General features: G+C 61.8%; 12 protein-coding genes. 7 read left to right on the forward strand and 5 right to left on the reverse strand.

Going from position 1 to position 12,146, the window contains the following annotated elements; genetic code table 11:
• Positions 1 to 10: 10 nt before the first annotated feature.
• A complete protein-coding gene (locus tag P7F28_RS06420; protein WP_277183656.1) occupies positions 11 to 1,375 on the reverse strand; it encodes a uracil-xanthine permease family protein in 1,365 nt (454 codons plus the stop codon).
• Positions 1,376 to 1,565: 190 nt separating this feature from the next.
• Between P7F28_RS06420 and P7F28_RS06425 the strand changes: the two genes are divergently transcribed.
• Positions 1,566 to 2,603, forward strand: a complete 1,038-nt coding sequence (locus tag P7F28_RS06425; RefSeq protein ID WP_277183657.1) for a LacI family DNA-binding transcriptional regulator — start codon at positions 1,566 to 1,568, stop codon at positions 2,601 to 2,603.
• A gap of 24 nt (positions 2,604 to 2,627) precedes the next feature.
• On the opposite strand, the gene P7F28_RS06430 is transcribed toward P7F28_RS06425, so the two are convergent.
• Positions 2,628 to 3,440 (reverse strand): EAL domain-containing protein, encoded by an 813-nt coding sequence (locus P7F28_RS06430; protein ID WP_277183658.1) that lies wholly within the window; start codon positions 3,438 to 3,440, stop codon positions 2,628 to 2,630.
• Between the two features lie 336 nt (positions 3,441 to 3,776).
• Here P7F28_RS06430 and P7F28_RS06435 point away from each other — a divergent pair, with 336 nt between their 5' ends.
• From P7F28_RS06435 to P7F28_RS06445, 3 genes are all read left to right on the forward strand, one after another.
• Positions 3,777 to 4,538 (forward strand): hypothetical protein, encoded by a 762-nt coding sequence (locus P7F28_RS06435; RefSeq protein WP_277183659.1) that lies wholly within the window; start codon positions 3,777 to 3,779, stop codon positions 4,536 to 4,538.
• A gap of 123 nt (positions 4,539 to 4,661) precedes the next feature.
• Positions 4,662 to 5,609, forward strand: coding sequence for a DnaJ C-terminal domain-containing protein (locus tag P7F28_RS06440; RefSeq protein WP_277183660.1), 948 nt, complete (start codon positions 4,662 to 4,664; stop codon positions 5,607 to 5,609).
• A 5-nt stretch (positions 5,610 to 5,614) separates the two neighbouring features.
• The gene (locus P7F28_RS06445; RefSeq protein WP_277183661.1) at positions 5,615 to 5,935 is read left to right on the forward strand and encodes a chaperone modulator CbpM; all 321 of its coding nucleotides are present in this window, start codon (positions 5,615 to 5,617) and stop codon (positions 5,933 to 5,935) included.
• 23 nt (positions 5,936 to 5,958) lie between these two features.
• On the opposite strand, the gene P7F28_RS06450 is transcribed toward P7F28_RS06445, so the two are convergent.
• Entirely contained in the window at positions 5,959 to 8,181 is a 2,223-nt protein-coding gene (locus P7F28_RS06450) for a molybdopterin cofactor-binding domain-containing protein (RefSeq protein ID WP_277183662.1), read from the reverse strand.
• Positions 8,182 to 8,637 (reverse strand): (2Fe-2S)-binding protein, encoded by a 456-nt coding sequence (locus P7F28_RS06455; protein WP_277183663.1) that lies wholly within the window; start codon positions 8,635 to 8,637, stop codon positions 8,182 to 8,184.
• 103 nt (positions 8,638 to 8,740) lie between these two features.
• On the opposite strand from P7F28_RS06455, the gene P7F28_RS06460 reads away from it, so the two are divergent.
• On the forward strand, positions 8,741 to 9,634 hold the full coding sequence (locus P7F28_RS06460) for a LysR substrate-binding domain-containing protein (RefSeq protein WP_277183664.1): 894 nt from the start codon (positions 8,741 to 8,743) through the stop codon (positions 9,632 to 9,634).
• Here P7F28_RS06460 and P7F28_RS06465 read toward each other — a convergent pair.
• A complete protein-coding gene (locus tag P7F28_RS06465; RefSeq protein WP_277183665.1) occupies positions 9,624 to 10,505 on the reverse strand; it encodes a LysR substrate-binding domain-containing protein in 882 nt (293 codons plus the stop codon). The two genes, P7F28_RS06460 and P7F28_RS06465, sit on opposite strands and share 11 nt — an antisense overlap.
• 225 nt (positions 10,506 to 10,730) lie before the next feature.
• Between P7F28_RS06465 and P7F28_RS06470 the strand changes: the two genes are divergently transcribed.
• Together P7F28_RS06470 and P7F28_RS06475 are read left to right on the forward strand one after the other, a co-directional pair.
• Entirely contained in the window at positions 10,731 to 11,663 is a 933-nt protein-coding gene (locus P7F28_RS06470; protein WP_277183666.1) for an amidohydrolase family protein, read from the forward strand.
• Positions 11,663 to 12,146 (forward strand): amidohydrolase family protein (locus P7F28_RS06475; protein WP_277183667.1); only part of this gene is annotated, 484 nt, incomplete at its 3' end. The genes P7F28_RS06470 and P7F28_RS06475, both read left to right, overlap by 1 nt.

The following is a 12,146-nucleotide window of genomic DNA, read 5'->3' on the forward strand; positions in this document are numbered from 1 at the left end:
AGAAAATCGTTTAGTGGCACGAATGGTTATCGCTGACGGCGGCTTCGAGATCGGCAGAATCGCGGGCGCGCCAGTGGAAATGCAGATGCTCGAACAGCGCATTGACGATCACAGCCGTGAGCGCGCCCATCGCCAGTCCGTTGCCGAGCACGATCTGCAACGCGGCGGGAAAGCGCCCGTACACGCCGGGCACGACGATCGGCAAGACGCCCATGGTCAGCGCTGCAGCGAGCGTGTACATGTTGGCGCGCGAGCGCAGATCGACCTGGCGCAACAGATTGATGCCCATCACGCCGATGATCGAGAACACGATCAGCGCCGTGCCGCCGACCACCGGCGCGGGAATCGCATTGGCGAGCCGTCCGAGCGGTGCGAGCAGCGCGATCACCACCAGCAGCACGCCCGCCGCCGCCGTGACGAAACGCGAGCGCACGCCCGTCGCCTGCACGATGCCGATGTTCTCGCTGCTGGTGATGATGAGCGAGGTGCCGAACAGCCCGCCAAGCACGGACATGACGGCATCGCCACGAATGGTTTTTGGTACTTCGGACTGCGGATCGATTTCCTTGCCCACCACTTCCGCGATGGCAACCGTCTGACCGGTGGCTTCCGCCATCGAAATGACGCTGAAGATCAGCAGCGGAAGCGCGGCGAGCACGTCGAAGCGCGGCATGCCGAACGGCAGCGGTGTGGGCACCGTGACGAGCGCGCCGCTCCAGACATCCGCGAAACTCATTTCGCCGAGCGCCCAGGCCAGCGCTGCGCCCGCCAGCAGACCGAGCAACACCGCGAGTTGGCCGAGCATGCCTTTGAACAGCTTGGCGAACAGCACCGTGAACGCGACCGTCGCCAGCGCCAGGCCAATGCCGAGCGGCGCGCCGAATTCGGCCGTTCCCGGCCGGCCGACGATCACCACGCCGTAAATCCGGATCAGATTCACCGCGACGAGAATCAGCATCGTGCCGATCACGATGCGCGGAAAAAAGCGCAGACAGCGCGCGAAGATCGGCAGCAGCAGGAAATAGAAGATGCCGGTGAGAATCGTCGCGCCAGCGGCGGTGCGCAGGTCGGTCTGCTGCGCGATCAGCACGAACAGCACGACCGGCGCCCCGCCCGGCACCATGATGAACGGCAGACGTGCGCCGAATTTCAGCGGGCCAAAGGACTGCAACAGCGTGCCCAGACCGCAGACCAGAAACGTCGCGCTGATGAGATCGACGGTCAGCGCCGACGACAGCCCGAGCGCCTTGGCGACCAGAAACACCGCCGTAATCGGCGATGCCGCGACCACCAGAACATGCTGCAAGCCGAAAAGGATGAGTCGGGCGAACGGCAGCCGCTCATCGACTGCGTGGACCGGCGGGTGATGAACCATGTCGGTTGACTCCTGTTTGCCTTACGGTGGATTGGCGCATCCCAAATCGATTTGGGATCGCATTAAATAAAATGGCCGGCTGCCCCAAATCGATTTGTGATCGTAGAATGGTGCGTCTTATTTGCGCTGTCAAGACTAGGGAAAATGACTAGATTTTCGTCAGAGCAATCGCCAATTCAAATCGAGCGATATGGAAAAAACGCTTAAACCGCAACGCCCGAGAATCGCCGATGTCGCGCGCGCGGCGGGTGTCTCGCAGACGACCGTATCGCATGCGCTCAACGGCAAAGGCTATGTGGACCCGCAGACGCGCGAGCGCGTGAAGGACGTGGCGCGCGAGTTGGGGTATCGGCCCAATGTGCGCGCGCAGCGATTGCGCACCGGCGAGGCGAACACCATTGCGCTGATCTCGTCGATGCCCTTCGAAATCGCTGGCGGCACGGCAAGACTCGGCTTTCTGATGGAAGTGGCTGCGGTCGCCGCGGCGGCGGCGCTCACGCGCGGTCTTGCGCTGGTGCTGGTGCCGCCTGTAATGGCGGGCCATCTGCCGCTCGAGCGCCTGGATATCGACGGCGCGATCGTGATCGAACCCACGTCCGACGATGCCAACGTCGCGCATTTGCAGGAACGCGGCCTGCCCGTCGTGTGCCTCGGGCGGCAGCCCGGCAACGAGACTGTGCCGTACGTAGATATCCATTCCTCGGCGACGACGGCCTTGCTGCTGGACCATTTGCGCGCGCAGGGCAGCAAACATATCGCGCTGTTGATCGGCGCGCAGCCGCGCAACTCGTATATCGAATCGCGCGCGACGTACGAACGCTTTTGCATCACGCATGGCATGACGCCGGTCATCGCCACAGCCGACGAAGCAGGCGGGATCGATGCAGGCCGCGACGCATGCGCGGCCATGCTGAACGCGCATCCGGAAGTGGACGGCCTGTGCGCACTGGTCGATGCCTTCGCGGTCGGCGCGGTGCAGGCTATCGCTCATCTCGGCAAACGCGTACCGCACGACATCAAGGTCGTTACGCGATACGACGGCCCGCGCGCGCGCAGTTGCCGCCCGCCGCTGACCGCCGTCGATCTTCATCTGGACGAAATGGCCTTGCAGGCCGTCGATTTGCTGTTCGCGCATCTCGGCAGCGAGCATGCGACGCTGCGCGTTCTGCCCGCGTTGCCGGAACTGGTGATGCGGGAATCGTCTTGTGCGGATTTGGCGGGCGCGTAGACGCCAGTTTCGCTTTGACGCCTCTTACTTCAACAACCAGTCTTCGGTCGATGCAGGTATCGAGCGGAATTCAGGCCGGGCGAAGAAGTAGCCCTGCATCAGCGATACGCCATGCGCGGCGAAAAAGTCTCGCTCGCCACGTGTTTCGATACCTTCGGCAATGACACGGATGCCCAGATCCCGGCACATCGACAGCACGCCTCGCGCGATGCTCTGCCGCACCGAATCCGTATCGATGCCGCGCACCAGTTCCATATCGAGCTTGATGAGATCGGGCTGAAATTCCGCGAGCAGCGTAAGGCCGGAATAACCCGCGCCGAAGTCATCGATGGCCGTCTGGAAGCCAAAACGTCGATAGGCACGAAATATATCGACCAGATGCGAGCGACTGATGACGTTCTCGCCCTCCACGGTCTCGAAGATAATCCGATCGCTCGCAAACTGGAATTTTTCGGCCGCTTCGAACGTACTGCGAATGCATGCTTCCGGCTGATAAACCGCGTTCGGCATGAAATTGATGGACAGGAATCCGCTCATGTTGAGCGACGCCGCCTGTTCGATCGCAACCGTGCGGCAGCGCTGATCAAAATGGTAACGATTGGCATCATCGACCTGTGCGAGCACGGATGCAGCCCCCTCGCCGTTCGGACCGCGCACCAGCGCTTCATGCGCGTACGCCGCACCGGTTCGCACATCCACGATGGGCTGGAACGCAAATGCCAGATCGATCCCTTTGTCATTCGGGACGCGGCACGCTTCGCACTTGGGCTTTGCGCTTGCATCGGCGCTTGCATCGGCGTTTTCTTCGGCTGGCCGGACAACTAACTTTTTGTTCATGAGTTCGCTGGTGCGCATGGGGCGCACGCCAGACTTCTCCTTATCGATCAGCAATTGCGCAGACTTTATACCTGAGCGTTTTCAGGCGATGTGCATCGGATGGGTGCGTGGTGCTTTTGCCTGTGTCTGCGTGTCGATACAGGTTGTTGTTACCGAATTTCCAGCGCAGGAGCACACGAAATTCCGACGTAGTCCTTGAGGTTTGACTTCAGGCGTATCGGCAACGTTGACTTAGCACGCGTGAGCGCCAATACTGAATTGGCCGCCTGTTCCCGTGCGTTTTTAGGCTGAAGTGTCGCGCTCGAACTTGATGTCTGCGCCCATCGAGAGGGAGAAATGGCCATGTATCCTCGATTGCTTAGTACCGTGAAGCAAGCGACGCAGAACGTAAAACAGCGAACACCGGCCATTAAAGCGGCGTGGCTCGCCTTGGCTGTGCTCGCGCTCGCACTGGTCGCCGGAGGTCCTGCTTTCAGCGCTGACAACGGGACGGATCCGGTTGCGAGCTTCTCGCTCCCGCAAAAACCTGTGGTCTGTCAGGATCAGACATATGCGCTATGCGCTGGCGCGCGCTGCCTGGTTTTCAATGACGTCGCGTATTGCAGTTGCGCCGTGAAGAAAGGCAATAGCGTGAGCTCGCCATTCAATTACGACAACACGAACGTCTGCCGCGTCAACGCCGAAGGCGTGAACAACGGTTACATGGTGAGCACCTTTAGCCTGCCCGATTCGCTACGCGCGCCCTATGGGCGACAGGCGCTTTATGTCTGTCCACGCACCTCCACAGCTTCCTATGCGAAATGCGATTGCGGCATCTGCTTTACGAGCTCGCAGGGGATGACGTTCCCGGGGCTTGGCACGCAGGCGAGCAACGAGATCGTGTGCGCCTGTCCGGTCGAGACCGCCAATGCGGTTCAGGGTCTTGAGATTATTGGACCGTATCCGTGTGACCAATCGTTCTTCCGCAACTGCGAAAGCGCCGTGGCCAACAATAAAACCGGCACAACCCTTTACGACGGTACGTCGATCGGATCGACGGTGATCGGGACGTATGTGCTCACCAAGAGCGTTCCACCGCTGAACACGTGTCGTAAATAGCGATCGCCACGCAGCCCTCCGGAAACGCGCTGCGCCGCTTCCTTGTATAGTAGGTCGTCGATCGTCACGCCGAACCGACGCGCCATCTACCCGACATCGATTCATTGGACGATAAGGGAAACGATGAAATACAAGGACTATTACGCCGTCATGGGCGTCCCCCGAAGCGCTTCCGACGCGGAGATCAAGACCGCTTATCGAAAACTCGCGCGCAAGTATCATCCGGATCTCAACAAGGAATCCGACGCGGAGAAGCAATTCAAGGAAGTCGGCGAGGCCTATCAGGTGCTCAAGGATCCCGAACAGCGCGCAGCGTTCGATGCGCTCGGCACCGGCTTCAAGGACGGCGACGACATCCGCCCTCGTCAGGAGGCCAGCGGTGGCTACGGCGGCGCATACGCCGATGCCAACGAAACACCGGACGCCGAAGAATTTTTCAGCGACCTGTTCGGCGCACGCGCGCGTCAGTCGGCACGTTCCTACGCGCCCGAGTACGCGCACGAGTGGCCTGGCGAAGACGTACACGCGCGCGTGAACGTCAGCCTTCAGGACATCTATACCGGCGCTCAGCGGACGCTGTCGCTGCAAATGCCATCGGTCGATGATCAGGGACGCGTCACGTTTCAAACGCGCACGCTCGATGTCGCCATCCCGAAAGGCATCCTTGATGGCCAGCGGCTGCGGCTCGCGGGTCAGGGCGGCCCGGGCATGGGCAACGCGCCGCGCGGCGACCTGTATCTGGAGATATCGGTCGATACGCCCAAACGCTATCGCCTCGATGGCCGCGATGTGACGACCGACGTTCCGCTGGCTCCGTGGGAAGCTGCGCTCGGCGCTGAAGTCGTCGTGCCTACGCCTTCGGGCGATGTCACCGTGACCGTGCCCGCCGGATCGTCGGCGGGTAGGCGTCTGCGGCTCAAGGGGCGCGGCGTTCCCGGCAATCCGCCCGGCGATTTCTACGTGATGCTAAGCACCGTCCTGCCGCCCGCTGATACGGAAGCCAAAAAAGCCGCCTACGCCGCGATGCGTCAGGCACTCGATTTCGATCCGCGCGCGCATTTTTACAGGTGACCATCATGAACGAAAACGATCCCTCTCATCTGCACGGCGAGATCGTCGAGGAGCGCATCGAGTTCACGCTGGTCGAGTTGTGCCGCGTCACCGGCGCATCGCGCGACGATCTGGCTCAATGGGTCGAAGAAGGCGCGTTCGAACCACAGGGCGCGCGTGTGGAGGAATGGCGGTTCAGCGGCACGTGCCTGCGCCGCGTCATCACCGCGCAACGTCTGAAGACCGATCTGGAACTGAATGCGCCGGGTGTGGCGCTCGCGCTGGACTTGCTCGATCAGATCGACGCATTGCGCAAACAACTCGCGCGATACGGCGAGCGCGGCTAGATGCGCAGCGCCGCCGTGCGTTCTCAAGCACGCAAATCGAACGGCGTCTCCCGCAAGCGCTTCCCATTCAGCCTAAACACCGCATTGGCGATCGCTGGCGCGACCGACGGACTCGACAGTTCCCCGACGCCGCCCGGTTTCGCGGTATCGCCCTGCACGATCACGATATCGATCTCCGGCATATCGCTCATACGCATCACGCGATACGAATCGAAATTGGTCTGCTGCACGCGGCCAGACCGAATGTCGATGCGATCGGTCAGCGCATGGCCGAGTCCCCACATCAGTCCACCGTACAGTTGTTCTTCGACGCCGCCGGGCGACACCGCCAGCCCGCAATCGGCCACGCACGTCAGCTTCTCGATCACGATCGCGTTATCGCGCTTCGTCACGCGCGCGATCACCGCGATATAGCTGCCATACGCACGATTCGTCGCCACACCAAGCGCCGTGTTTCGCGGCATCGGCTGGTTCCAGCCTGCGCGTGAAGCGGCCTCGCGCAACACCGCGATCTGCCGCGCATCCTTCATATGCGCGATGCGAAAATCGACCGGATCGCGGCGTCCCGCATGCGCGGCTTCATCCATGAACGATTCGACCGCAAACACATTCGGGATGTAACTCACCGCGCGATACCAGCCGGTCGGCACGCCCGTCTCGTGACGCACCCAGCCCACATCGACATGCGGCGCGCCATATGAAAACTCGTACTTGCTGATCGCCTCCGTGGTGCTGTAGTCCATGCGATCCGCGCGGTCGAAATAACCCGGCTCCCATTGTTCGGGCGAAGCCGGCATCACCGCGCGCAACTGCAAGGCGGCGAGATTGCCGTGGGTATCGAGCACGGCCTTCGCGCGATGATGACTCGCCGCGTGATAAAAGAGCGCGCGCATCTCGTCCTCGCGGCTGTTCATCAGCTTGACGGGCGTGCCGGTCTGCAACGCGAGCCATGTCACTTCGAAAAGCCAGTATTTCGATTCGCGCGCGCCGAAGCTGCCTCCCGAAACCAGCTCATGCAGCACGACACGATTCGCCGGAATATGTCCGATGACCTCCGCCGCTTCCTGCGCCGTCGAAGGAACCTGCAAGCCGCCCCAATACGCAATGCCGCCCTCTTTCGCCCACGCCGTGACATTGATCGGTTCAAGCGGATTTTGTGCCTTGTGAGGCATCGAGTAGGATGCCTGAATGATATGTTCACTGTGCTTGATAAGCGTTGAAGCATCGCCATTCGTGACGGTCGGCACCACGTGCGCCTCGGGATTATCGAGCCATGCGGCCTGACGCGCGGGCACATCGCGGCTATCGAAAGTCTCGAAGAGACTGTCTTCCCACTCGATGCGCAGCGCCGCCTGCCCTTTATGCGCGGACCAGTAATCATCGGCAAGCACCGCCACGCCCGCCTGATTGCCGCCGAGCACATCGGGCCGGCCGGGTATCTGCAACACTTGCCGCACGCCGGGAATCGCAAGCGCGGCTTTCGAATCGACACTGCGAACGCGTGCATCGATCACAGGCGCGCGCGTGACGACCGCCACGAGCATGCCGGGCAGATGCACGTCGATGCTGTATTGAAACGCGCCCGTCGTCTTCTGCTGCGCGCCGCGCTTCTTGCGCAGCTTGCCGATATACCTGAACTGCGCGGGATCTTTCAGCGGCACGTCGTTTGGTGCGGGCAGGCTGGCGGCCATCGCCGCGAGCGATCCGTAACTCGCACGCGCGCCACTCGCCGTGTCGATTACGTAGCCATCCTCAGTAATGCAAGCGGATGCCGGAACGTTCCACTGCTTCGCGGCCGCCGCGATCAACATGGCGCGCGCCGTCGCGCCTGCGTGCCGCAAACGATCGTATTCGAGCGAGACGCTCGTGCTGCCGCCCGTCGAAAACACCTTCCACAGCGGATGAATATAGTCCGCATAAAAAGGGTTCTCCGGCGTAATCACGTCGATGCGAAACGGATCGACGTCGAGTTCTTCCGCGACCATCGCAGCGAGCGCGGTGCGCGTGCCGGTGCCTGAATCGTGCTTGTGCACGACGAGCTTGATCGTGTCGTCGGGCAAGACGCGGACCCACGCGTTGGGTTCGAACTCGCCTTGCTGCGGATGCGGATCGTCGGATTTTGCGAGTGCTTCGGGCAAGCGCAAACCGACCGCGAGACCCGCAGCCAGCAAGGCCGAACTCTGCTTGATGAAGCGACGCCGCGCGGCATCGTGCGTCGCTGCCATTGCTTCGTTTTCGATACGCATTCAGGCCTCCGATACCGCGCGTCGGATCGCCCGGCGAATGCGCGTATAAGTGCCGCAGCGGCAGATGTTGCCGGTCATCGCGGCGGTGATCTCGTCGTCGCTGACCGATGACTTGCCTCTCACGAACGCGGCTGCCTGCATCAGTTGTCCCGACTGGCAATAGCCGCATTGCGGCACGTCCTCCGCGACCCACGCGCGTTGCAACGGATGCGTGCCGTCCTTCGACAAACCTTCGATCGTGGTGATGCGCCTGCCCGCCACGGCCGCAATCGGCAGCAGGCACGAGCGCACCGCGTCGCCTTCCAGATGCACGGTACACGCGCCGCAAAAGCCGCCGCCGCAACCGAACTTCGTGCCCGTCAATCCGATTCGATCACGCAGCACCCACAACAGCGGCATGTCTTCCGGTACATTGTCGAGCGAGTGCCGCGCGTCGTTCACGATAATCTCGATCATGCGCTGTCTCCGAATGTCGTTATACGTGATGGCATTATTGAAAGCCGTCACGCGCAGCGCCAGCGACGATTTCTTCCATCATCCGTAAGCCCGGCTAACACCCATGCTGAAGCGCTATCCATCGATCCAGTCCATGCAGGCATTTCTGCAAGCGGCGCGCGCGGGCAGCTTCTCGAGCGCGGCGCGCCAGTTATCGCTCACGCACAGCGCGATCAGCCAGCAAATCCGCACGCTGGAGGAATTCGTCGGGCAAGCGCTGTTCGTGCGCGAAGGCGCGCGCGTCGTCCTGACCGATGCGGGCGCGCTGTTCGCCAATCAGCTTGCGGACGGTTTCGAGCAGATCGATCGTGCGCTGTCGTCGGTCCGAGAACGCGCGGTGCGCGATTCGGTCACGCTCGACGTCGATCCCGAACTGGCGCAGAACTGGCTCGTCGCGCGTCTGCCGGATTTGCTCGGCGCGCTTACGGGCGTGTCGCTCACTGTGATGTCGGCACCGCGTCATGATCGCGGCGCGTTTGAACGCGTTGATCTGGCTTTGCGATACGGCTATGGCGAATGGGATGGCTTCGAAAACGCGCTCATTTGCGGAGATCGGCTGACCGTCGTGGGTTCACCCGCGCTCTTGAGCGCGCGAGGGCTGAGCGCGCCGCTCACGCCCGAACAGGTGCTCGCGCTGCCCGTGCTCGGCTACACCAAGCGCTCATGGATTCCATGGCTCGACGCGGCGGGCCTCCCCGCCGTGGAGCCGGACGCGCTCGCGGTCTTCGACAACGCGGCCGGTCTGATCGCCGCAGCAAGCGCGGGCGTGGGCGTCGGTCTCGCGCGCGGTCTGCTCGCCGCCGATGCCAAGCGCGAAGGCCGTCTGATCGAACTCACGCAGGTGGAAATTCCCACGCACTACAACCTCTACGCCATCTGGCCCCGCGAAAAATCGGCGCGCGTCGCCCCGCTCGTCGAAGCGATTCGCGAACTCGTCGCGCGCACGGTCACGCCTTAGCCACTTCGCGCACGGTATCGAGAAAACGCGCCAGCACCGGCGACGGCGTTTCCGCACGATAACGCGCATGCAGCGACACTTCCGGCGCGGGCGCGCTCAACGGCACGAAGGCCACGCCCGCGTTCGACAACTGCTGTGCCGAGGACGGCAGCAAGGCCACGCCAAGGCCTTCGCGCACGAGACACAGCAGCGTATGCAGCTCGACCACTTCCTGTTCGATGCGTGGCGTGAATCCCGCATCGACGCAACAGTCGCGCAGGAAACGCGCGAGTTGCGACTGCACGAGGCCGAACGACAAGAAGCGCTCCGCCGCAAGCTCACGCAACGCAAGCTCGCCGCGCCTCGCAAACGGATGCGCGAGCGGCAGCGCCACCATCGCAGGCTCACGCAACACCACTTCGCTGCCGATCTCCGGTTCCTCGTGATACACGCGGAAAAAACACACGTCGAGCCGGCGCTCTTTCAGCGCCTGAATCTGCGCGGCCGGCGTCATTTCGTGCAGCGTCCAGCGCACTTGCGGATGCTTGCGCGAGAACTCGCCGAGCGCGCGCGGAATCGGCTCGACCATGGCAGAACTGATGACGCCGATCTCGAGACTGCCCACTTCGCCGCGCCCCGCGCAACGCGTGAGATCGATGGCGCGTTCGAACTGCGCGAAGATCAGCGGCGCCTGTTCCTTCAGTGTTTTCCCTGCCTCGGTGAGTTCGACGCGATGCTGCGAGCGCAGAAACAGCGCCGTGCCCATCTCCTCTTCGAGGATGCGAATTTGCTGACTCAGCGGAGGCTGCGAAATGTGCAGCCGTGCGGCTGCGCGGCCGAAATGCAGTTCGTCGGCAAGCACCGCGAAGTAACGCAAAAGCCGCATGTCCATATCGCTAACGTATCAAGATCGTGGTCAAAAAATATTGTACAGAGCGCGCTTTACTTGTGAGACTGCATCGCAAGCAGCAGTGCGCATCAGTGTGACACTCGATGCCGGCGAGGGGAAGACGCAATCAATGAACCATTGAAAACGCGTCTTGTAAAAGGCCGCATGGAAAGCGCTTTCGTTCCATCGATACGCCTGTTAGCGAATCCCTCAAGGAGATCGAGAACAATGATCATCGACACAAGCTGTTATCCGACGAATCTCGTCGACCTCGCCTGGCGTCACGACGGCGAGCCTTTCTCGGGCGAACGCCTGATCGAAGTAATGGACGGGCCGTACATCATCAACGGCAAGCCGCGCCGTATCGACAAGGCCTTTATTCAGCCGCCGCAAGGCAACACCATCTATACGTGGACCGACGGCGAACGCTCCGGCCGCGAGTCGATCGACGACTATATGGCGTACACGGTCGAGATGACGCAGAAGTATCCCGACCGTCTGCTCGGCTGCTTCGTCTACAACCCGCGTTGCGGTCCGGAAAACGGCGCGGACGCCATCGAGTTCTATGCGAAGGAACACGGCTTCAGGATGGTGCAGTTGCAGGCCAACATGCATGCATACCGGCCCGACCGTGCGCTCGACTGGCTGCGTCCCGCGTTGCGCAAATGCGCTGAGCTTGGGCTGATCGTCAAGCTGCATACAGGCGATGGTCCCTACAGCATTCCGAGCGAGTGGTATCCGCTGATTCGCGAGTTCCCGACGGTGCCGTTCATCATGGCTCACTTCGGAGTCCAGACGGGTGGCGTGTATTGCTTCGAGCCGTATCAGATGGCGCTGGATACGCCCAACGTGTATTGCGAATCGAGCTGGTGCCTGCAATCGCGCATCGTCGAATTTGCAAAGGTCTTGCCGACGCACAAGATTCTCTATGGATCGGACACGCCGCCCAACGAACCGGGCATGTGGCTGCGTCTGCTCGAAGTGCTCTGCCACGAGCCGCCGCAAGGCCTGAATCTCGACGAAGACACGCTCGAGGATTATCTCGGCAACAACCTCGCGCGCATGCTCGGCATCGAGCCGAGCGCACCGCCGCGAAGCGTGGAAGAAGCGCGCGCCTATCTCGATCAATGCAAGGAAAACGACTACGCAGGAGCACGCTGATGATCATCGATACCCATCTGCATCCGACCAATCTCGTTGACGAAGCCTGGCGTCATACGGGCGAACCGTTCACTGGCGAACGCCTGCTCAAGATGATGGACGGTCCGTACATCATCAACGGCAAGCCGCGCCGTATCGATATGGGCTTTATTCAGCCGCCGCCAGGCAATACCGGTTATCGCGATGGCAACCGGCGCGGGCGCGAAGGCATTCGCGATTACATGTCGTATATCGCGGAACTCACGCAGAAATATCCGGACCGCTTTATCGGCAACTTCACGTATAACCCGCGCTGGGGTCCGGAGAACGGCGCGGCCGAGCTCGAATTCCATGTGAAGGAATACGGCTTCAAGATGCTCAAGCTGCACGCGAACATGCACGGCTACCGGCCCGATCGCGCGCTCGACTGGCTGCGTCCCGCGATGAAGAAATGCGCTGAGCTAGGCGTGGTCGTGCTGATCCATACCGGCGACGGACCGTACA

This window comes from Caballeronia sp. BR00000012568055, assembly GCF_029439455.1.
In the GTDB taxonomy this organism is placed as follows: domain Bacteria; phylum Pseudomonadota; class Gammaproteobacteria; order Burkholderiales; family Burkholderiaceae; genus Caballeronia.

What these genes read in the sequence shown, in the direction of transcription:
- P7F28_RS06440 (WP_277183660.1), top strand. Translation starts at nt 4,662, where the DNA reads ATGAAATACAAGGACTATTACGCCGTCATGGGCGTCCCCCGAAGCGCT.
- P7F28_RS06460 (WP_277183664.1), top strand. Translation starts at nt 8,741, where the DNA reads ATGCTGAAGCGCTATCCATCGATCCAGTCCATGCAGGCATTTCTGCAA.
- P7F28_RS06470 (WP_277183666.1), top strand. Translation starts at nt 10,731, where the DNA reads ATGATCATCGACACAAGCTGTTATCCGACGAATCTCGTCGACCTCGCC.
- P7F28_RS06430 (WP_277183658.1), bottom strand. Translation starts at nt 3,440, where the DNA reads ATGAACAAAAAGTTAGTTGTCCGGCCAGCCGAAGAAAACGCCGATGCA.
- P7F28_RS06445 (WP_277183661.1), top strand. Translation starts at nt 5,615, where the DNA reads ATGAACGAAAACGATCCCTCTCATCTGCACGGCGAGATCGTCGAGGAG.
- P7F28_RS06435 (WP_277183659.1), top strand. Translation starts at nt 3,777, where the DNA reads ATGGCCATGTATCCTCGATTGCTTAGTACCGTGAAGCAAGCGACGCAG.
- P7F28_RS06465 (WP_277183665.1), bottom strand. Translation starts at nt 10,505, where the DNA reads ATGGACATGCGGCTTTTGCGTTACTTCGCGGTGCTTGCCGACGAACTG.
- P7F28_RS06425 (WP_277183657.1), top strand. Translation starts at nt 1,566, where the DNA reads ATGGAAAAAACGCTTAAACCGCAACGCCCGAGAATCGCCGATGTCGCG.
- P7F28_RS06420 (WP_277183656.1), bottom strand. Translation starts at nt 1,375, where the DNA reads ATGGTTCATCACCCGCCGGTCCACGCAGTCGATGAGCGGCTGCCGTTC.
- P7F28_RS06455 (WP_277183663.1), bottom strand. Translation starts at nt 8,637, where the DNA reads ATGATCGAGATTATCGTGAACGACGCGCGGCACTCGCTCGACAATGTA.
- P7F28_RS06450 (WP_277183662.1), bottom strand. Translation starts at nt 8,181, where the DNA reads ATGCGTATCGAAAACGAAGCAATGGCAGCGACGCACGATGCCGCGCGG.